This is a genomic window from Sphingomonas sp. (genome assembly GCF_036388435.1).
In the GTDB taxonomy this organism is placed as follows: domain Bacteria; phylum Pseudomonadota; class Alphaproteobacteria; order Sphingomonadales; family Sphingomonadaceae; genus Sphingomonas.
The window spans coordinates 113,458-132,501 of the sequence record NZ_DASVRV010000003.1; the positions used below are offsets into that span (position 1 = coordinate 113,458).

Below are 19,044 nucleotides of genomic sequence, written 5' to 3' on the forward strand. Positions count from 1 at the left end.
GAACCGGGCATGATCATCCTCGGCCTCGACCCCGGACTCGGCACCACGGGCTGGGGGCTGATCCGGGCGGAGGGGAACCGGCTCGCCCATCTGGGCAATGGCCGGCTCAAGACGGACAGCACCGCCGCGCTGCCCGCGCGGCTGTCGCATCTGGACAGCCAGATCGCGGCGCTGCTCGCGGACCATGATCCGCAGGGCGCGGCGGTCGAGGAGGTGTTCGTCAACACCAACCCGCAATCGACCCTGAAGCTCGCCCATGCGCGCGGCGTCGCGCTCTGCGCGCTCGCGCGGTTCGGGCTGGCGGTGGGGGAATATGCGCCCCGGCTGGTGAAAAAGGCGCTGGTGGGCACGGGCAACGCCGACAAGGCGCAGGTCCAGGCGATGGTCGCGCGGCTGCTGCCCGGCGCGAGGATCGACGGCCCCGACGCGGCCGACGCGCTGGCGGTGGCGATCACCCATGCGCATCACGCGGCGACCGCGCGGCGGATGGGGTGACGGGCGCGGGCCGATCCCCTAACCCGCCGGCATGATCGCACATCTGAAAGGGCGCCTGGACGCCACCGGGATCGACCATGCCGTGATCGACGTGGGCGGCGTCGGCTATCTGGTCGGCGCGTCGGCGCGGACGCTGGCGGCGCTGGGGCGGACCGGCGAGGCCGCGACGCTGTTCACCGAGATGCTGGTCACGGAGGATTCCATCCGCCTGGTTGGGTTCGCCCATGCCGCCGAGCGCGACTGGTTCCGGCTGCTGACCGGCGTCCAGGGCGTCGGGGCGCGCGTCGCGCTCGCCATCCTGTCGGCGCTGGAGCCCGCCGATCTGAGCCGCGCGGTGCTGGCGCAGGACAAGGCGACGGTGGCGCGCGCGAACGGGGTCGGCCCCAAATTGGCCGAGCGGATCGTCCGCGAGCTCAAGGACCGGATCGGCGGCGTCGCGCTCGGTCCCGCCGCCGCCGCGCAGGCGATGCCGTCGGGGGCGGGAGCGGACGCGGTCTCTGCGCTGCTCAACCTGGGCTTCCGCCCCGCCGAGGCGGCGGGCGCGGTGGCGCAGGCGGAGGAGGAACTGGGGCCGGGTTCCACCCTGGACGCGTTGGTCCGGCTGGCGCTGCGCAAGGCGTCGCGCTAGGAACCGCTGAAGGAGGCGCGGATGGTCGACATGGGCGTTTTGATGGGAACGATTCGCCGCTTCGGCCTGGTGGGTCCCGCCTATGAGATCGTCGCGCCGGCCGAGGCGGCGGCATCGGGCGAACCGCAGATGCGCATCCATGTTCTCGAATCCGACGAACATCTGGACTATCCGGTCAGTGCGATCCTGGCTGATCCGACGGACGATTGATGTTCGCGATCGGCTTGATCTCCTTCTCCACCAGACCAGGGCGACGCATCCAAAGGGCGTCAGCCAGGCTTATGCGGATATCGGCGCGGTCCTGAACCGCTATGGCTTTGCGCGCGTGCAAGGCAGCGTCTACGTGTCGCAAGGCGACAGCCTAGTCGCGGTGACCCTGGCGATGAACGCTCTCAAGGCGCTACCGTGGTTTCCGATCTGCGTACGCGATATCCGCGCATTCAAGGTCGAGCATTGGAGCGACTTCACCGATTTCATGAAATCGTGAACCGTCGACCATAGCTCCGCGACCGAGTGGCCGCCCGCTTCGGCCATCGCTGTCGCGGTTGGTGCGGCCCGACCTATGTTTCGTCCGGTGCACGGGTGACGTCACCGCCCACGTCCTCGACAGCGCGAGTCTTCGTCCGCTACGGACGGCGGCGTGACCGATGCCGATCGCCTGCTGACCCCCGCCCGCCGCCCCGAAGATGTCGACGCCGCGCTGCGTCCCAAGTCGCTCGACGATTTCGTGGGGCAAAAGGCGGCGCGCGAGAATCTGCGGGTGTTCATCCAAGCCGCGCGCGCGCGGGGCGACGCGCTCGATCATGTGCTGTTCTTCGGGCCGCCGGGGCTGGGCAAGACGACGCTGGCGCAGATCGTCGCGCGCGAGATGGGGGTGGGCTTTCGCGCCACGTCGGGGCCCGTGATCGCCAAGTCGGGCGACCTGGCGGCGCTGCTGACCAATCTCGAGGATGGCGACGTGCTGTTCATCGACGAGATCCACCGGCTCGCGCCCGCGGTCGAGGAGGTGCTTTATCCGGCGATGGAGGACCGCGCGCTCGACCTGATGATCGGGGAGGGACCGTCGGCGCGCTCGATCAGGATCGACCTGCCGCGCTTCACGCTGGTCGGGGCGACGACGCGCCAGGGGCTGCTGACGACGCCGCTCCGCGACCGGTTCGGCATCCCGGTGCGGCTGCAATTCTATTCGGTCGAGGAACTGACGCGCGTGGTCACGCGCGCGGCGGGGCTGCTCGACCTCGCCATCTCGCCCGAGGGCGCCGCCGAGGTGGCGCGGCGGTCGCGGGGGACGCCGCGCATCGCCGGGCGGCTGCTGCGCCGGGTGCGCGACTTCGCCGACGTGGCGGGGGCGGGGATGGTCGACGCGAAGGTGGCGGACGCGGCGCTGAACCGGCTGGAGGTGGACGGGCTGGGCCTCGACGCGATGGACCGGCGCTATCTGACGATGATCGCCGACGTGTACCGGGGCGGTCCCGTCGGCGTCGAGACGCTGGCGGCGGGCCTGTCGGAGCCGCGCGACACGGTGGAGGAGGTGATCGAGCCCTTCCTGATCCAGCTCGGCCTGATCGCCCGGACGGCGCGCGGGCGGTGCCTGAATGCTGGCGGATGGAAGCATCTGGGGCTGAACCCGCCGGCCGGGAGCCAGGACGGGTTGTTCGATTGAGAAAGGGTTTCCCATGTCGCCGCTAGCCGCCGTTCTGTTCAGCCTCTCCGCTCCCCAGGCGGCGGCGGCCCCGGCCGTCGCGCCCCCGACCGTCGCGCCCCGGCCGGTCGATACCGTGCGCGTGGTGCTGACCACGGCCGAGGGGCCGATCACGCTGGCGCTGGACCGGGGCCGCGCGCCGGTCACCACCGCGAACTTCCTGCGCTATCTCGACGCCAAGCGGCTCGACGGGGTGACCATTTACCGCGCGATGAGGCTCGGCACCGATGCCGGGCTGATCCAGGGCGGGGTGCGCAACCCGGCGAACTTCTTTCCGCCGATCGCGCATGAGCCGACGAGCCGCACCGGGCTCCGCCACGAGGACGGGACGATCTCGCTCGCGCGCGCCGCGCCGGGGACGGCGCGCGCGGATTTTTTCATCACGGTGGGCGCGATCCCCTCGCTCGACGCGGGAACGGGCCAGCCGGGCGACGATCAGGGCTTCGCGGCGTTCGGGCGGGTGGTCGAGGGCATGGACGTGGTCCGGCGCATCCTCGCCGCGCCGACCTCGGCGACCGAGGGGGAGGCGGCGATGCGCGGGCAGATGCTCGCGGCGCCGGTGCGCGTCCTCTCGGCGCGGCGGGCGCGCTGATCGCGGTATTCCCCTCCCTTCCCAGGCGGGGGGGAAGGTAGTACCCGGCCATCATGCCCCTATCGGCCGCCGCCTCCGCCCGCGAGATCCTCGTCCGTCTCCACGACGTCATGGCCGCGCGCAGCCCGGCCCAGGCCAAGCTCAACCAGGTCGTCCAGATCGTCGGCGAGGCGATCGGGGGCGAGGTGTGCTCGATCTATCTGCTGCGCGAGGGGGTGCTCGAACTCTATGCCACGCGCGGGCTGGCGGAGGAGGCGGTGCATGTCACCAAGCTGGCGATGGGCGAGGGGCTGGTCGGCACCATCGCGAAGAACAGCGAGATCCTGAACCTGGACGAGGCGGCGTCGCACCCGGCCTTCGCCTATCGGCCCGAGACGGGGGAGGAGCGATATCACAGCTTCGCCGGCGTCCCCGTCATTCGGCGCGAGCGGGCGGTGGGCGTATTGGCGGTCCAGCATGCCGAGCCGCGCGCCTATGCCGATGTCGAGATCGAGGCGCTGCAGACGGTGGCGATGGTCTTGTCCGAGCTGATCGCCAATGCCGGGCTGATCGACGGGGGCGACGTCCCCAGCCGCCCGCAATCGACCGCGCCGATGCGGATCATGGGGCTGAAGCTGGTCGACGGGATGGCGTCGGGTTGCGCGGTGTTCCACCAGCCGCGCATCGTCATCGAACACACGGTGGCGGAGGATACCGAGGCGGAGCGCCGCCGCGTCTATGCCGCGTTCGACAAGATGCGCGAGCAGATCGACCGCATGGCCGCCCAAGCCGAGTTCGGCGGCGGCGGCGAGCATGACGAGGTGCTCCAGACCTACAAGATGTTCGCGTATGACGAGGGCTGGGCGCGGCGGATCAACGAGGCGATAGACAGCGGGCTGACCGCCGAGGCCGCGATCGAGCGCGTCCAGCAGCGCACCCGCCAGCGGATGCGCCAGATCGACGACCCGCTGCTCGCCGACCGGATGCACGACCTGGAGGATCTGGCGAACCGGTTGCTGCGCACCGTGTCGGGGCAGATGGGGACGGCGGCGCAGATGGGGCTGCGCCAGGACACGATCCTGATCGCGCGCAACCTGGGGCCGGCCGAGCTGCTGGAATATGACCGGCGCCGCCTGAAGGGCGTGATCCTCGAGGAAGGGTCGCTCACCGCGCACGTCATCATCGTCGCGCGCGCCATGGGCGTGCCCGTGCTGGGGCGCGCGCGCGACATCCGGCGGCAGGTGGCGGAAGGCGACCTGTTGCTGCTTGATGTGGGGGAGGCCAACGTCTTCGCGCGGCCGACCCCGGCGATGGAGGAGGCGTTCGAGGCCAAGCTGCTGCTGAAGCAGAAGCGCAAGGCCGCCTTCGCCGCGCTGCGCGACGTGCCGCCGGTCACCGCGGACGGCCACCGCGTGACGCTGATGGTCAATGCCGGCCTGCGCGACGACGTCCATGCGCTGGACGTCACGGGCGCGGACGGGATCGGGCTGTTCCGCACCGAATTCCAGTTCCTCGTCTCCGCGACCCTGCCCCAACGCGAGCGTCAGCAGCGGCTCTACCGCGACGTGCTCGACGTGGCGGGGCAGCGCCCCGTGGTGTTCCGCACGGTCGATATCGGCGGCGACAAGGCGCTGCCCTATCTCAACACGTCGGCGGAGGACGAGGAGAACCCGGCCATGGGCTGGCGCGCGCTGCGCGTCGCCCTGGAGCGCGACGGTCTGATGAAGGCGCAGGCGCGCGCGTTGCTGGAAGCGGCGGCGGGGCGGACGCTGAACGTCATGTTCCCGATGGTGTCCGAGCCCTGGGAGTTCGACGAGGCCAAGGCGCTGTTCGAGGCGCAGCGCGCCTGGATCGCGGGACGCGGCCGGCGGCCGCCGACGGGCGTCCGCTATGGCGCGATGCTGGAGGTGCCGGCGCTTGCCGAACAGCTCGACGTGCTGCTGCCCAATGTCGATTTCCTGTCGATCGGCACCAACGACCTGACCCAGTTCCTGTTCGCGGCCGACCGCGCCAATCCCAAGCTGGCGGAGCGGTACGACTGGTTGTCGCCGTCGATCCTGCGTTTCCTTCGGCGGGTCGCCGACCAGGCCCATGCGGCGGGCGTCCCGATCGCGGTCTGCGGGGAGATGGGCGGGCGACCCCTGGAGGCGATGGCGCTGATCGGCATCGGCATCGACCGGCTGTCGATCACCCCCGCCGCGATCGGCCCGGTCAAGGCGATGATCCGCTCGCTCGACCGCCGGGCGCTGCGCGCGCGCATGGCGGAACTGCTCGGGACGGCCCCGCCCCGCACCCTCAGGGCCGATCTGGGGGCCTGGGCGGTCGAGCAGGGCGTCGAACTGGCCTGAGGATTCGACCAACCGATTTCCGTCCCGCGTTGACACGCCCCCGGTGCTCTGGGACATCCGGTGACGGGGCGGCGCGGCGGGCGCCGGGCCCGAGTGCGGAGTGGGCATGACAGAGGGCGATCCGGTTCAAGGTGGGGCGACCGGGCCCGAGCCGGCGGGCGCGACCCTGCGCGCCGCGCGCGAGGCGCGGGGCCTGACGCTGGACGATGTCAGCGCCCGCACTCGCGTTCCGTTGCGCCATCTGGAGGCGATCGAGGCGGGGGCTTATGCGACTCTGCCATCGGGCGCTTATGCGGTCGGCTTCGCCCGCGCCTATGCCCGCGCGGTCGGGGTGAGCGACGCCTTGATCGCCAAGCAGGTCCGCGCCGAGGTCGACCGTGCCGGGCCGCGCAAACCCGAATATACGCCGTTCGAGATGGCCGATCCGGCACGGGTTCCCTCGCGCGGGCTGGCGGTGATCGCCGCCGGACTGGCGCTGGCCATCCTGATTCTCGGCGGATTGTGGTTCGCGAGCACGCGTTTCGGCACGGGCGGAGAACCGACGACGAGCACGCCCGATGCGGTGGTCGCCGCGGTCCCGGCCGCGCCGCAACCCTCGCCGACACCGGCGAGCGGCGGGCAGGTCACGCTCGCGGCATCCGACGAGGTATGGCTGCGGGTCTACGACGCCGACGACAAGACGCTGTATATCGGCACCATGAAGCCGGGCGAACGGTTCGACGTGCCCGCCCAGGCGCGCGATCCGAAGATCAATGTCGGTCGGCCCGACAAGCTGCAGGTGACGCTCAACGGATCGGCGGTGCCTCCGCTGGGCACCGGCGAGCGGCCGATCAAGGACGTGCGCGTGAGCGGCGCGGCGATCGCCGAGCGGCTGTCGGGTGCGCCTGCGCCTTCCGGTCCGAATGCCGCCCTGGATGCCGCTGCCCTGGGCGCCACCGCGATGGCGGCTCCGGTCGCGGTCGGAACGGTGCTCGCCGCCCGCGCCGTGCCGCGCCGTGCGCCGCCGCAAGCCCGGCCCCGCCGCGTGCTGACCGAGACCCAGCGCGCCAACCTCGAATCGGCCGCCCGCATCCGTGCGCAGAGCCGCGCCCGACGCTGACCGGCGCTTAAGCCTGGCGACAGGTGCCCGGGCCCAGCTATGCGATCCACCAACAACCATCACACCGGGGGGTGTCGAACCATGCGTCTGTTCCTGTTGGCTGCGACGGCCGCCGCCATGCTCGTGCCCGGCCTTGCCGTCGCGCAAAGCGTCGAGGGTCGGGTCGGCAAGCTCGAATCGGAGATGCGCGCGGTTCAGCGTAAGGTGTTTCCCGGCGGTTCGGGCCAGTTGCTCCAGCCGGAGATCGAGCGCGAGCAGACGGGCGTCCAGCCCCCGCCGGGCGCATCCGCGTCGAGCCCCGTCGCCGACCTGACCGCGCGCCTCGCCTCGCTCGAGCAGCAGCTGGCGACCCTGACCGGTCAGGTGGAACAGAACCAGTTCCGCATCCGTCAGATCGACGAGGGCTTCACCGCCTATAAAAGCGCGACCGATGCCCGCCTGAAGGCGGTGGAGGACCGCGCCGCCGCGCCCGCCGCCCGGCCGCCGCGGAACGAGGAGCCCGAGACGGATTCCGAGGCCAGCGCGCCGCGCCCCGCCCCGCGTCCGGCCGCCGTGCGTCCCGCTTCGGCGGAGGCGGGCGGCCCGGCCGTGGTTCAGCCGGACACGGGCGACGCGGGCGAGGATGCCTATATGTACGGGTATCGGTTGTGGACCGCCAAGCGCTACACGGAGGCCGAGGCGCAACTGAAAAAGGTGGTCGCCACCTACCCCAAGCACCGCCGCGCCTCCTATGCGCAGAACCTGCTGGGCCGGTCCTATCTCGACGGCGGCAAGCCCTCGCTTGCCTCCATCGCCTTTTACGACAATTACAAGAAGATGCCCGACGGCGAGCGCGCGCCCGACAGCCTCTATTATCTGGCCCAGGCGCTCCAGACGCTCAAAAAGCCCGCCGATGCCTGCAAGGTCTATGGCGAGCTGAGCGACGTGTACGGCGCCAAGATCGGCGCGCAGATGAAGGCCGACATCGCCAGGGGGCGCGCGGCCGCGAAATGTTCGTGATCGCGGGCAGGTCGGGCGGCGGAGGCTAGAGCCGGGTGGAGGACGCCGCACGGTTCCGCGCCGACCTGACGCACGCATTGGGGCGGGCGCCTGACGGCCTGCTCGGCCTGGCGGTGTCGGGGGGGCCGGACAGCATGGCGATGCTCGCGCTCGCCGCCGAGGCGCTGGACGGACGGGTCACGGCCGCGACGGTGAATCACGGCCTGCGCCCGGAGGCGGTGGACGAAGCGGTGCTCGTCGCGCGTGAATGCGCGCGGATAGGCGTGGCCCATGCGACGCTTGCGCCGGATGCGGCGATCGCCGGGGCGGGCATCCAGGCCAGGGCGCGCGAGGTCCGTTACGCGTTGCTCGCGCGCTGGGCCCTGGCTGGCGGCATCGGCGTGGTGGCGACCGCGCACCATGCCGACGATCAGGCGGAGACCTTTCTGATGCGCGCCGGGCGAGGGGCGGGGCTGGCCGGGCTGGCCGGGGTGCGCGCGCGCGCGACGATCGCGGGGCTGACGGTCGTCCGTCCGCTGCTCGACTGGCGCCGGGCCGAGCTGCGCGCGCTCGCCCGCCGGTGCGGGCTGCCGTTCATCGACGACCCGTCCAACGCCGACGACCGGTTCGAGCGCACGCGCGTCCGCCACCTGCTCGACGCCCATGAGTGGCTCGGCCCCGCCAATCTGGCGCGCTCGGCGGGTTATCTGGCGGAGGCGGACGGCGACCTGCGGGCGGTCGTCGACTGGTTATGGGTGGCGCGGGCGACCGTGGACGGCGGCGATGTGCGCGTCGACGCCGCCGACCTGCCGCGCGAGGTGCGCCGGCGGCTCGTCCGGCGGGCGGTGACGGTGGCGCGCGATGCCGCCGGGCTGTTCGAGCCGGGCTTCGGCGAAGCGAGCAATGTCGAGGCGCTGCTCGACGGGCTGGAACAGGGCCGGCGCGTGACACAGGCGGGCATTCTCGCCTCGGTGCGCGACGGTCGCTGGCGCCTGCGCCCCGCGCCGCCGCGGCGGGGATGACGATAGCGGCGCCGAAGCGCCCATTTCACCGTGCGAACCGCGTCGTTGTTCCATTGCCATTAACCCCGGCGCGCTTATCTTGAGCGGCATGAACGACGACAACAAGCAGCCCCCGTCCGACAATGGTGGCAATGGCCCCAACAATCCCTGGATGAAGAGCCTGCTCATCTGGGTGGGTATCCTGTTGTCGCTGGCGCTGTTCGTGACCATGTTCGACGGTCGCAGCGGCGCGGCGAGCGGCAATCAGATCCAGTATTCGACCTTCCTGGACAAGGTAGACGAGGGCACGGTCAAGGACGTGACCATTTCGCGCGAGACGATCGCGGGGACGCTGTCATCGGGCGAGAAGTTCCGCGCCGCCGCCGTGCAGGACCCGACCCTGATCGCCAAGCTGCGCGAGAAGGGCGTGACCTTCACCGCCAAGGCGGAGGAAGGTCCCTCGATCTGGATGGTGCTGCTTTATCAGTCGCTGCCGTTCCTGCTGTTCCTGGGCATCGCCTTCTTCGTGCTGCGCCAGATGCAGAAGGGCGGCGGGGCGAACGGCGCGATGGGTTTCGGCAAGTCGCGCGCCAAGATGCTGACGCAGAAGGAAGGCAAGGTCACCTTCGCCGATGTCGCGGGCATCGACGAGGCGCGCGAGGAGCTGGAGGAGATCGTCGAGTTCCTGAAGGACCCGACCAAGTTCGCGCGGCTGGGCGGCAAGATCCCCAAGGGCGCGCTGCTGGTCGGATCGCCCGGCACCGGCAAGACCCTGCTCGCCCGCGCCATCGCGGGCGAGGCGGGTGTGCCCTTCTTCACCATCTCGGGCTCCGATTTCGTCGAGATGTTCGTGGGCGTCGGCGCGAGCCGGGTGCGTGACATGTTCGAACAGGCCAAGAAGTCGGCGCCGTGCATCGTCTTCATCGACGAGATCGACGCGGTCGGGCGCCACCGCGGCGCCGGGCTGGGCAACGGCAATGACGAGCGCGAGCAGACGCTGAACCAGCTGCTGGTCGAGATGGACGGCTTCGAGGCGAACGAGGGCATCATCATTATTGCGGCGACCAATCGCCCCGACGTGCTCGATCCCGCCCTGCTGCGGCCGGGTCGCTTTGATCGCCAGGTGGTCGTGCCCCGCCCCGATATCGAGGGCCGGATCAAGATCCTGGAAGTGCACATGAAGAAGGTGCCGCTGGCGCCCGACGTCGATGCCCGTGTGATCGCGCGCGGCACGCCCGGCTTCTCCGGCGCGGACTTGGCGAACCTCGTCAACGAGGCGGCGCTGACCGCGGCGCGTAAGGCCAAGCGCCTGGTCGCGATGGCCGAGTTCGAGGAAGCCAAGGACAAGGTCATGATGGGCGCCGAGCGCCGCTCGATGGTCATGACTGACGACGAGAAGCGCATGACCGCCTATCACGAGGCGGGCCATGCCGTGGTGGCGATGCACGAACCCGCGTCCGACCCGATCCACAAGGCGACGATCATCCCGCGCGGCCGGGCGCTGGGCATGGTCATGCGGCTGCCCGAGCGCGACAGCTATTCCTACCACCGCGACAAGATGTACGCGAACCTGTCGGTGTCGATGGGCGGGCGCATCGCCGAGGAGATCATCTTCGGATATGACAAGGTGTCGTCGGGCGCGTCGGGCGACATCCAATACGCGACCAACCTGGCGCGCGACATGGTCACCCGCTGGGGCATGTCCGACAAGGTCGGCCCCGTGGAATATGGCGAGCCGGAGGGCGAGAGCTTTCTGGGCTATTCGTCGGGTCGCCCCGCGCGCATGTCGAACCAGACCGCCGAACTGATCGACGAGGAGATCAAGCGCATCGTGGAGGGCGGGCTCGACCGCGCGCGGCATCTGCTGACGGAGCATGTCGACCAGCTCCACACGGTCGCCGACGCGCTGCTCGAATATGAGACGCTGTCGGGTGACGACATCAAGAAGCTGATCGCGGGCGAGGGCATCGACCGTGCCGATCAGGGTCCCAAGACCAGCATCCCGCGCGCGGGCACGTCGGTGCCCAAGACGCGGCGGCCGAGCGGTCCGTTCGGGGCGCCGAGTCCGCTGGGGGCGTGAGGGTGAAGCGACTGGTGCTGGGCGCGGCCATGGCCCTGGGTCTGGCCGCGCCGGTTCAGGCGGCGATGACGGTGGGCGAGTTCATCGCCAAGGCGAACGCGCTGTCCGCCAAGGGGCCGATGGCGCTGTTCTCCAGCGACCTGGGACTGCTCAAGCGCGAGATGACGGGCGTCGCCCGGCAGCTCAAGGCAGAGGGTGCGCAACGCCGCGCCGCCGGGCTGCCGCCGCGCGCCTGTCCGCCCAAGGGCGCGAAGATGGGGCCCGCCGAACTGATGAGCGCGATGAACGCCATCCCGCCCGCCGAGCGGGGCATGAGCCTGAAGGACGGGTTCGTCCGCGCGATGTCGGCACGCTTTCCCTGCCGCTGACGTCGCTCCCGTCCACCGGCGGGAAGATGGCGCCGGCCCGCGCGGCCGTCTGGTCACCCGTCTGGGATGATCCCGAGGGGGAGCGGGCCGGTGCCGGGTCGCCGCGACGGACCTTAGTGCGACACCCCCATCGCGAACAGGCTGACGACGAAGAAGACCAAGGTCCAGAAGGCGAAGAAGCACAGCATCACCGTGCGCCATGCCGCGGAGAACCAGCGGAGCGAATAGGCGCCGCGCAACTGCGCGAACATATGGACGGGCGGCACCACGAGCAGCAGCAGGTAGAAACCCACTTCCGGCAGGTCGAGCGCCAGCCAGAATTCGAGCACGATCACGAGCAGCGACATGAAACCGATCGAGTAGGTCGCGAAGATCGCATGATCGTACAGGTTGAACCCGCGCCGCCACAGGAAGAGCAGGGCGACGAGCGGGACCGAGAGCAGGATCAGCGCCCAGCTATATTTATACGCGCTCGACTGGACCTTGTAGGCGACCAGGGCGGGGTTGGCGCGGGCATAGTCGAAATTGCGCTGGAACCAGCCGGCGGTGGCGTCGGTCCGGTCCGAGGTCTTGCGGGCGGTGATGCCGCGGTGGAACCGGTCGAGTTCGGCCACGTCCTCGCGCGCTTCGGCGAGGTCGCGGTCCAGCTCGGCGACCTCGGCGCCCGGTGCGGATCGGCGCTGCCGTTCGAGCGTGGCGATCCGGGTCTGCATCTTGGCGCGCGACTGGTCGAAACCGGTCCGGGCATCGGTCAGGCCGTCGGTCATGCCCTTGGTGAAATCGCTGGGGCCGACCCAGCTTTAGACGGCGAACATCGCGAACACGGTGAAGAGGAACAGCGCGAGCGGCGACACGAAACGCGCGCGTTCGCCGGCGATGTAGCGGCGGGTCAGCGCGCCGGGGCGGAAGACCAGCATGGGCAGCGTGCGGAAGATCTTACCCTCGAAATGAAACACGCCGTGCGCGAGTTCATGGCCGATCGCGCCGACGCTGCGGTGGACGTGCCCCGACTGGCCACAGCGGTGGCAATGGGACCCGATCAGCCCCGTCCCGCAATTGAGGCAGGTGGCGGGGTGATCGCCGCCCGATCGCCCTTCGCCCGCCGACCCCTCCACCGCGCGCGCGGTCAGAGCCCCCGATACCAGATCCCCGGCCGCAGCCATTTCCCCCGTCATGGCGCCAGGATATCAACCTTGCCGTCGCGAGGCGAGGGGGATCGGATGACGGGATCGCGGTCGTGAGGCGGGTCGGGCTGCTCGGCGGGTCGTTCAACCCGGCGCACCGGGGGCATCGCCGGATCACGCTGGACGCGATCCGCGCGCTGGGACTGGACGAGGCGTGGTGGCTGGTCTCGCCGGGCAATCCCCTAAAGGCGGGGGCGGCCGACATGGCGCCGATGGTGGCGCGGCTGGCATCGGCCCGGCACATGGCGCGACGCGCCCCGATCCGGGCGACCGCGATCGAGGCGCGGCTGGGGACGCGCTACACGATCGACACGATCCGCACGCTCAAGCGCCGCCACCCCGATACGCGCTTCGTTTGGCTGATGGGGGCGGACAATCTGGCGCAGTTCCACCGGTGGCGGGACTGGCGCGGGATCGGGCGCGAGGTTGCGATTGCGGTGCTGGCCCGACCGGGATATGATGGCGCCGCCCTGGCTGATCCGGCGATGGGCTGGTTGCGGCGCTTTCGACGGCCCGCGCGCCAGGGAACCGAGTGGACGATGTGGAGATTGCCGGCGCTCGTGCTGCTGCGCTTCCGCCCCGACCCGACTTCCGCGACCGATATCCGCGCGGCCGACCCGGACTGGCATCGCCGTCCGCACGCACCATATCCTGCCCGACCTTAGGAGCCGTCTTGCCCGCCACTTCCCCCGCCGCCCAGTCTTCGCCGGAAGCTTCTCCGGCCCGGACCACCGACGTCCAGGAGATCGAGGCGATGCACGCCGTCATCATGCAGTCGCTGGAGGACGACCAGGCCGTCGACCTCATGACGATCCCGCTCGCGGGCAAGACCACCATCGCCGATCACATGGTGATCGCCAGCGGCCGGTCGACGCGCCAGGTCGCGTCGATGGCGATGAAGCTGGCCGAGAAGATCAAGGGCGAGTTCAAGCGTCCCGCGCGGATCGAGGGACTGCCCACCGCCGACTGGGTGCTGATCGACGCGGGCGACGTGATCGTCCATATCTTCCGGCCCGAGGTGCGCACCTTCTACAATCTGGAGAAGATGTGGGCGTTCGGCGACACGCTGAACCCGACCGCCACCGCCGACCCGGTCGTGCCGCCCGCCGTGCCGCAGACGCCACAAGCCTGACCCCATGCTGCTCCACATCGTCGCGCGCGGCCGGATCGGCCGCTCGCCCGAGGCGGAGCTGGTCGATCGGTATCTAGCGCGGATCGCCTGGCCGACGCGGGTGACCGAGCTGCCCGACAGCGGCGGCAGGCTGCCGCCCGAGCCGCCGCGTACCATGCGCGTGGTGCTGGACGAGAAGGGCGACGCGCTCGCCTCGCGCGCCCTGGCCGACCGGCTCGAACGCTGGCGCGACGAAGGAGTGCGCGAGACGCGGTTCCTGCTGGGCGCGGCCGACGGCTTCGACGACCGGGCGCGCGACGGGGCCGACCTGCTGCTGTCCTTCGGCCGCGCGACCTGGCCGCATCTGCTGGCGCGCGCGATGCTGGCGGAGCAGTTGTTCCGGGCGACCAGCATCCTTGCCAACCATCCCTATCACCGCGAAGGATAGCGCGTGAGGCGGACGGGGATCGGATTGGCGCTGGTGCTCGCCCTAGCGGGCAGCGTCGCCGCGCAGACGGCCGATCCGGCATCCGATCTCGCGGCCGAACAGCGTCGGCTGGCCGATGCCAGGCGCAACGCGGCGCTGGCCGCGCGCCGCGCCGACGCGCTCGCCCGGTCCGCCGCCGCCGAAAAGGACGCCGCGTCGCGCGCGGCGGCCGAGGAGCGCGCGTTGGCGGCACGGGTCAAGGTCGCCGAGGCGGAGCTGGAAACGGCGCGCGCGCGGGTGGCCGTGGTCGACGACCTGCTGTCGGCGCAACGTGCGCGGCTGAGTGTATCGCAGGCGCCGGTCGCCGGGTTGCTCGCGGCGCTGCAGTCGCTGGCGCGACGTCCGGCGATCGCAGCGGTGGCGCAGCCCGGATCGGTCGCCGACCTCGTCCATCTGCGCGCGGTGCTCGGCGGGGCGCTGCCGGTGGTGGAGGCACGCACGGCGGCGGTGCGGGTCGAGCTGACGCGGGCGCAGCGGCTTCAACGCAGTGCCGCGATCGCGGCGGCGGCGCTGCGCGACGGGCGAGCGCGGCTGGAGGCGGACCGCGTGACCCTGGCCCGGGCGGAGGCCCGCCACCGGGCGCAGGCGCACATGCTCGGCCGCGGCGCGCTGAGCGAAAGCGACCGGGCGCTGGCGCTGGGGGAACGGGCGCGCGACCTGGTCGACCGCATCGACGAGGCGGATCGCGACGAGGCGACCGCCGGTATGCTGGCCGCGCTTCCCGCACCGCTGCCGCGCCCGTTGGCGCCCGATGTCCGGCCCGTTTTCGGCGGCAGCGACGCCTATCGCCTGCCGGTAATCGGGCGGCTCGTCACCGGATTCGACGCGGTGTCGCCGGCCGGGGTGCGCTCACGCGGGCTGAGCTTCGCGGTGCGGCCCGGCGCGGTGGTGGTCGCGCCCGCGGGCGGGGTCGTCCGCTATGCGCGGCGTTACCGCGGCTATGGCGGGGTGGCCGTCATCGATCACGGCGCGGGTTGGTCGACCACGCTGACCGGGCTGGGCGCGGTGCGCGTCCGGCCGGGGGTGACCCTGGCCAAGGGCGCTCCGATCGGTGTCGCGCCGCCGGGCGACGCGCCGGAGATCGCGGTGGAACTTCGCCGTCGCGGCCGGCCGGTCGACATCGCGGCGCTTCTGGCTCCCGGTCAGCCTTCGTTAACCCGCCGGCTTTGATACGGTCGCGGACCGCGCTAAGCTGTGCCCACCTCCCGCGACCCAAGGACCGTCCCGCCCATGCCTCGCCCGCTTCTCACTGCCACCGCGATCGTCGGCGCGCTGGCGCTGGTGCCGATCGCCACCGCCGCGATGGCCGCCGCCGATACCGAGACGTATCGCGAGTTCGACCAGTTCCTGGACGTGTTCAACCGGGTGAAGGCCGATTATGTCGACAAGGTCGACGACAAGACGCTGATCAAGGGCGCGATCGCGGGGATGCTGTCCTCGCTCGATCCGCATTCCTCCTATGTCGATGCGCTCGATTTCGACAATCTGCGCATCCAGACCGAAGGCAATTATGGCGGGCTGGGCCTGACCGTCTCGATGGAGGACGGCGCGGTCAAGGTGATCGCGCCGCAGGAGGACACCCCGGCCGACCGCGCGGGGGTGAAGTCGGGCGATTACATCACCCATATCGACGGCAAGCTGATCTTCGGCGCATCGCTGGACGAGGCGATCGGGCAGATGCGGGGCAAGCCGGGCACCAAGATCGGGCTGACGCTGGTGCGCCCCGGCCGCGACAAGCCGGTCGAGGTGTCGATGATGCGCGAGGTGATCGTCCAGCGCCCGGTGAAATGGGAACTGAAGGGCGATGTCGGCTATATCAACATCAACACCTTCTCCGAACAGACGGGCGCCGATACGCGCGCGGCGCTGATGGCGGTCGAAAAGGCGCTGGGGCGCCGCCCGCTGGGCTATGTCGTCGACCTGCGCGAGAATGGCGGCGGGCTGCTGAGCCAGTCGATCGAGGTGGCGGACGCGTTCCTGGAACGCGGTGAGATCGTGTCGCAGCGCGGGCGCGAGCGGACCGATATCGAGCGCTATTTCGCCAAGCCGGGCGATGCCGCGCACGGCCTGCCGGTGATCGTGCTGGTCGATGCGGGAACGGCGTCGGCGTCGGAGATCGTGGCGGGCGCGTTGCAGGACCATCACCGCGCGATCGTCATGGGCGAGCGTACCTTCGGCAAGGGATCGGTGCAGACTTTGCTGCCGGTCGGCCCGCAGACCGCGCTACGGCTGACCACGGCGCGGTACTTCACCCCGTCGGGCAAGTCGGTGCAGGAGGGCGGGATCGAGCCCGACATCGCCGTGCCGCAGCTGAGCGACCCCGACCGCAAGAACCGTCCCGTCTTTCGCGAGGCCGATCTGCGCCGCCACCTGATCAACGAGGTCAAGGCCGACAACAAGGTGCTGGAAGAAGACGTCAAGGACGATCCCCGCTTCACTGCGACGCCCGAGGAGCTGAAGAAGCAGGGCGTCGAGGATTTCCAGCTGCAATATGCGCTGAAGACGATCGCGCGGCTCGGCGGCGCGGCGCAGGTCGCGGCGGTGACGCGGCCGGCGGTGAAGAAGTAGCAATTGGGCCGATCGTTCGACCGCGCGCGGCTGATCGCCCTGCTGGTCCCCGCGGCGCTGCTGGCCGGAGCGTGGGGGTCGCAGCTGCTGGGCGGGCTGTATCCGTGCGAGATGTGCCATTGGCAGCGCTGGCCGCATTACGCGGCGGTCGTCGTGGCGGCTTTGGCCTTCGCGGTCGGCGGACGGGCGCGGGTGATGCTGGTCGTGCTGGCGGCGGCGCTGATCGCGGTGTCCGGGGCGATCGGCGTGTTCCATGCGGGCGTCGAATATGGCTGGTGGCGCGGGATCACCAGTTGCACCTCGACGGTGGCGCTGGGCGGGGCGAGCGCGGAGGATCGGCTGGCGGCGATCCTGAACGCCCCGCTGGTGCGGTGCGACCGGGCGCCCTGGACGCTGGGCGGCGTGTCGCTGGCGGGGTATAACGCCCTCTTCTCGCTGGGGGGGGCGCTCACCATCTTGGCGCTGCTGATGAAGAGGACACGCGCGCGATGACGGATGCGACCTGGCGGCCCGGCGACCGGGCGATCGACACCGAAGCGATGATCCGTGTCGACCAGGCTGGCGAATATGGCGCGACGCGCATCTATGCGGGGCAGCTGGCCGTGCTGGGCGATCGTCACCCGGCCGCGCGCGCGATCCACCACATGGCGAGTCAGGAAGAACGGCACCGCGCCTTTTTCGACCGCATGATCGTCGAGCGCGGGGTGCGGCCGACGCTGCTCCAGCCCTTCTGGAACGTCGCGGGCTTCGCGCTGGGCGCGGTGACGGCGGCGATCGGGCCGGAGGCGGCGATGGCGTGCACCGCCGCGGTCGAGACCGAGATCGACAAACATTATGCCGAACAGCTCGTCGAACTGGGCGACAGCGATCCCGAGCTGTCCGCCGCGATCGCCGACTTCCAGGCGGAGGAGCTGGAGCACCGCGACCACGCCATCGCGGCGGGGGCGGAGAATGTGTGGGGCTATCCGGTGATGAGCGGGCTCATACGGCTGGGCTGCAAAGTCGCCATCGCGGCCGCCAAGCGGATTTGAGGAGTGACGATGCACAAACTGATCCTGGCCGCGCTCGCGGTCGCCGCGCCCCTCCAAGCGCAGCAGGTCGCTGGCCCCGGTGTGCCCGCTGCCAAGCCGGTGACGGCGCCGGCGCCGGGCGAGGTCGCGCGCGGGGCGCCCGTCAACGGCGTGCTCGTGCTCTACGGCAACCAGCGCTGCCCGACCGACGACGCCGGCAACGAGATCGTGGTCTGCTCGCGCCGCTCGGCGCAGGAACAGTTCCGCGTGCCCAAGGAACTGCGCGAGCTGGAGATCACGCCGGAGAACCAGGCATGGGCCGCGCGATCGGGCGCGACGCTGGAGGCGGGCGCGGGGGTCAACTCGATCGGCAGCTGCTCGGCGGTCGGCCCCGGCGGGCAGACCGGCTGCTTCGCCCAGCGCGTGCGCGAGTCGCGCCGCGAGAATGCCGCGCGCGAGCTGGAGCGGTCGCGCGAGCCGCAATAGGCGCTCGCGTCCAGGGACCTAACTGAGCAGATCCTCGGCGCGGCGGATCGCCTCGCGCATGTCGTCGGCGATGTTCTTCACTTCATTGGCCACTACGGAGAAGCCCCGACCCGGAACCCCGGCGCGCGCCGATTCGATCGAGGCGTTGAGCGCGAGCATCCGCAGGCGCTCCGCCAGGGGATCGATGAACGCGACGATCGAGGTGACGTCGGAGCGGGCCTGCCGGTCGATGGCGAGCTGGGCCAACAGGTCGCCGCGCTCGCGCGACAGGTCGGCGACCTCTTTCCTGTCGGCGCCGGCGGAACGGCGTTGCGCCCGGCGCTGGTCGAACCGGTGGCTGACGATGTCGCCCAGGCGCCCCAGCAATCGGCGCTGCTCCGCCGCCAGTTCGCGCGGCCTGGTGTCGATCAGGCACAGCGCGCCGAGATGTGCGCCCTCGCTCGTGATCAGCGGCGCTCCTGCGTAGAAGCGGATGAAGGGTGGACCCGTGACCAGGGGATTGGCACGGAACCGTGAATCCTCGCTCGCGTCATGGACGATGAAGAGGTCGTCACCCGTGATCGTATGCGCGCAAAAGGACGTGTCGCGCGGCGTGGATTGAACGTCCAGCCCATGATGCGATTTCAGCCATTGCTCATGCTCGCCCACAAGCGAGATCAGGCAGATCGGCACATCCATCAGCTCGGCGGCAAGCCGCGTGATCTGGTCGAATTCGCGTTCCGGCGGCGTTTCGAACAGATCGAACCCGGCCATCACCTCGAGGCGGAGCACCTCGTCGGACGGAATCGGAAACCCGTTGCTTCTATGCACCGTCATCGCCAGACCCCGCCCGTTCCGTGGCGGAGCCCCGTACCCAGTAGTCTTGGTTACCATCAATCGTCGCGTTCGGGAAGATGGCCCATGGGCGCGTCGCAACTTGCGGGGCGGA

At 70.7% G+C, this 19,044-nt stretch carries 23 protein-coding genes; 20 read left to right on the forward strand and 3 right to left on the reverse strand.

The genetic code is table 11. The features are described from left to right. The first annotated feature begins 9 nt into the window (after nucleotides 1-9). From ruvC to VF592_RS01345, 12 genes are all read left to right on the forward strand, one after another. The gene (gene ruvC, locus VF592_RS01290) at nucleotides 10-495 is read left to right on the forward strand and encodes a crossover junction endodeoxyribonuclease RuvC (RefSeq protein WP_331003785.1); all 486 of its coding nucleotides are present in this window, start codon (nucleotides 10-12) and stop codon (nucleotides 493-495) included. Between the two features lie 31 nt (nucleotides 496-526). Continuing rightward, on the forward strand, nucleotides 527-1,123 hold the full coding sequence (gene ruvA, locus VF592_RS01295) for a Holliday junction branch migration protein RuvA (RefSeq protein ID WP_331003786.1): 597 nt from the start codon (nucleotides 527-529) through the stop codon (nucleotides 1,121-1,123). A gap of 21 nt (nucleotides 1,124-1,144) precedes the next feature. Continuing rightward, on the forward strand, nucleotides 1,145-1,333 hold the full coding sequence (locus VF592_RS01300; protein ID WP_331003787.1) for a DUF5397 family protein: 189 nt from the start codon (nucleotides 1,145-1,147) through the stop codon (nucleotides 1,331-1,333). Beyond that, nucleotides 1,302-1,610, forward strand: a complete 309-nt coding sequence (locus tag VF592_RS01305; RefSeq protein WP_331003788.1) for a virulence factor — start codon at nucleotides 1,302-1,304, stop codon at nucleotides 1,608-1,610. The genes VF592_RS01300 and VF592_RS01305 overlap by 32 nt, the downstream gene beginning before the upstream one ends. 153 nt (nucleotides 1,611-1,763) lie before the next feature. Further along, complete coding sequence (ruvB, locus tag VF592_RS01310; protein WP_331003789.1) at nucleotides 1,764-2,786, forward strand: Holliday junction branch migration DNA helicase RuvB; 1,023 nt, start codon at nucleotides 1,764-1,766, stop codon at nucleotides 2,784-2,786. A 13-nt stretch (nucleotides 2,787-2,799) separates the two neighbouring features. After that, nucleotides 2,800-3,417 carry a peptidylprolyl isomerase gene (locus VF592_RS01315; protein ID WP_331003790.1) on the forward strand — a complete coding sequence of 206 codons (618 nt, stop codon included), beginning with the start codon at nucleotides 2,800-2,802 and terminating at the stop codon, nucleotides 3,415-3,417. 53 nt (nucleotides 3,418-3,470) lie between these two features. Beyond that, nucleotides 3,471-5,744, forward strand: coding sequence for a phosphoenolpyruvate--protein phosphotransferase (gene ptsP / locus VF592_RS01320; RefSeq protein WP_331003791.1), 2,274 nt, complete (start codon nucleotides 3,471-3,473; stop codon nucleotides 5,742-5,744). A 106-nt stretch (nucleotides 5,745-5,850) separates the two neighbouring features. Further along, on the forward strand, nucleotides 5,851-6,843 hold the full coding sequence (locus tag VF592_RS01325; RefSeq protein WP_331003792.1) for a helix-turn-helix domain-containing protein: 993 nt from the start codon (nucleotides 5,851-5,853) through the stop codon (nucleotides 6,841-6,843). A gap of 81 nt (nucleotides 6,844-6,924) precedes the next feature. Then, a complete protein-coding gene (locus tag VF592_RS01330) occupies nucleotides 6,925-7,842 on the forward strand; it encodes a hypothetical protein (protein WP_331003793.1) in 918 nt (305 codons plus the stop codon). A gap of 35 nt (nucleotides 7,843-7,877) precedes the next feature. After that, on the forward strand, nucleotides 7,878-8,843 hold the full coding sequence (gene tilS / locus VF592_RS01335) for a tRNA lysidine(34) synthetase TilS (RefSeq protein ID WP_331003794.1): 966 nt from the start codon (nucleotides 7,878-7,880) through the stop codon (nucleotides 8,841-8,843). Between the two features lie 88 nt (nucleotides 8,844-8,931). After that, a complete protein-coding gene (gene ftsH / locus VF592_RS01340) occupies nucleotides 8,932-10,902 on the forward strand; it encodes an ATP-dependent zinc metalloprotease FtsH (protein WP_331003795.1) in 1,971 nt (656 codons plus the stop codon). Between the two features lie 2 nt (nucleotides 10,903-10,904). Next, nucleotides 10,905-11,270 carry a hypothetical protein gene (locus tag VF592_RS01345; protein WP_331003796.1) on the forward strand — a complete coding sequence of 122 codons (366 nt, stop codon included), beginning with the start codon at nucleotides 10,905-10,907 and terminating at the stop codon, nucleotides 11,268-11,270. A 113-nt stretch (nucleotides 11,271-11,383) separates the two neighbouring features. On the opposite strand, the gene VF592_RS01350 is transcribed toward VF592_RS01345, so the two are convergent. Both VF592_RS01350 and VF592_RS01355 read right to left on the reverse strand, forming a co-directional pair. Beyond that, nucleotides 11,384-12,037 carry a hypothetical protein gene (locus tag VF592_RS01350; protein WP_331003797.1) on the reverse strand — a complete coding sequence of 218 codons (654 nt, stop codon included), beginning with the start codon at nucleotides 12,035-12,037 and terminating at the stop codon, nucleotides 11,384-11,386. A 33-nt stretch (nucleotides 12,038-12,070) separates the two neighbouring features. After that, complete coding sequence (locus VF592_RS01355; protein ID WP_331003798.1) at nucleotides 12,071-12,445, reverse strand: DUF3667 domain-containing protein; 375 nt, start codon at nucleotides 12,443-12,445, stop codon at nucleotides 12,071-12,073. A gap of 62 nt (nucleotides 12,446-12,507) precedes the next feature. On the opposite strand from VF592_RS01355, the gene VF592_RS01360 reads away from it, so the two are divergent. From VF592_RS01360 to VF592_RS01395, 8 genes are all read left to right on the forward strand, one after another. Further along, the gene (locus tag VF592_RS01360) at nucleotides 12,508-13,119 is read left to right on the forward strand and encodes a nicotinate-nucleotide adenylyltransferase (RefSeq protein WP_331003799.1); all 612 of its coding nucleotides are present in this window, start codon (nucleotides 12,508-12,510) and stop codon (nucleotides 13,117-13,119) included. A gap of 89 nt (nucleotides 13,120-13,208) precedes the next feature. Then, the gene (gene rsfS / locus VF592_RS01365; RefSeq protein WP_331003831.1) at nucleotides 13,209-13,586 is read left to right on the forward strand and encodes a ribosome silencing factor; all 378 of its coding nucleotides are present in this window, start codon (nucleotides 13,209-13,211) and stop codon (nucleotides 13,584-13,586) included. Nucleotides 13,587-13,590: 4 nt separating this feature from the next. Continuing rightward, complete coding sequence (locus tag VF592_RS01370) at nucleotides 13,591-14,013, forward strand: 23S rRNA (pseudouridine(1915)-N(3))-methyltransferase RlmH (RefSeq protein ID WP_331003800.1); 423 nt, start codon at nucleotides 13,591-13,593, stop codon at nucleotides 14,011-14,013. A 3-nt stretch (nucleotides 14,014-14,016) separates the two neighbouring features. Continuing rightward, on the forward strand, nucleotides 14,017-15,222 hold the full coding sequence (locus VF592_RS01375) for a murein hydrolase activator EnvC family protein (RefSeq protein ID WP_331003801.1): 1,206 nt from the start codon (nucleotides 14,017-14,019) through the stop codon (nucleotides 15,220-15,222). A gap of 60 nt (nucleotides 15,223-15,282) precedes the next feature. Next, nucleotides 15,283-16,620 (forward strand): S41 family peptidase, encoded by a 1,338-nt coding sequence (locus VF592_RS01380; protein WP_331003802.1) that lies wholly within the window; start codon nucleotides 15,283-15,285, stop codon nucleotides 16,618-16,620. A gap of 3 nt (nucleotides 16,621-16,623) precedes the next feature. Beyond that, nucleotides 16,624-17,112: a disulfide bond formation protein B gene (locus VF592_RS01385; protein ID WP_331003803.1), complete on the forward strand. Its 489-nt coding sequence runs from the start codon at nucleotides 16,624-16,626 to the stop codon at nucleotides 17,110-17,112. Continuing rightward, nucleotides 17,109-17,651 carry a demethoxyubiquinone hydroxylase family protein gene (locus VF592_RS01390; RefSeq protein ID WP_331003804.1) on the forward strand — a complete coding sequence of 181 codons (543 nt, stop codon included), beginning with the start codon at nucleotides 17,109-17,111 and terminating at the stop codon, nucleotides 17,649-17,651. Before VF592_RS01385 ends, VF592_RS01390 begins: the two co-directional genes overlap by 4 nt. 9 nt (nucleotides 17,652-17,660) lie before the next feature. Then, nucleotides 17,661-18,116: a hypothetical protein gene (locus tag VF592_RS01395; RefSeq protein ID WP_331003805.1), complete on the forward strand. Its 456-nt coding sequence runs from the start codon at nucleotides 17,661-17,663 to the stop codon at nucleotides 18,114-18,116. Between the two features lie 18 nt (nucleotides 18,117-18,134). Here the strand turns inward: VF592_RS01395 and VF592_RS01400 are convergent, their stop codons facing one another. Then, nucleotides 18,135-18,932, reverse strand: coding sequence for a methyl-accepting chemotaxis protein (locus VF592_RS01400; protein WP_331003806.1), 798 nt, complete (start codon nucleotides 18,930-18,932; stop codon nucleotides 18,135-18,137). Nucleotides 18,933-19,044 lie beyond the last annotated feature (112 nt).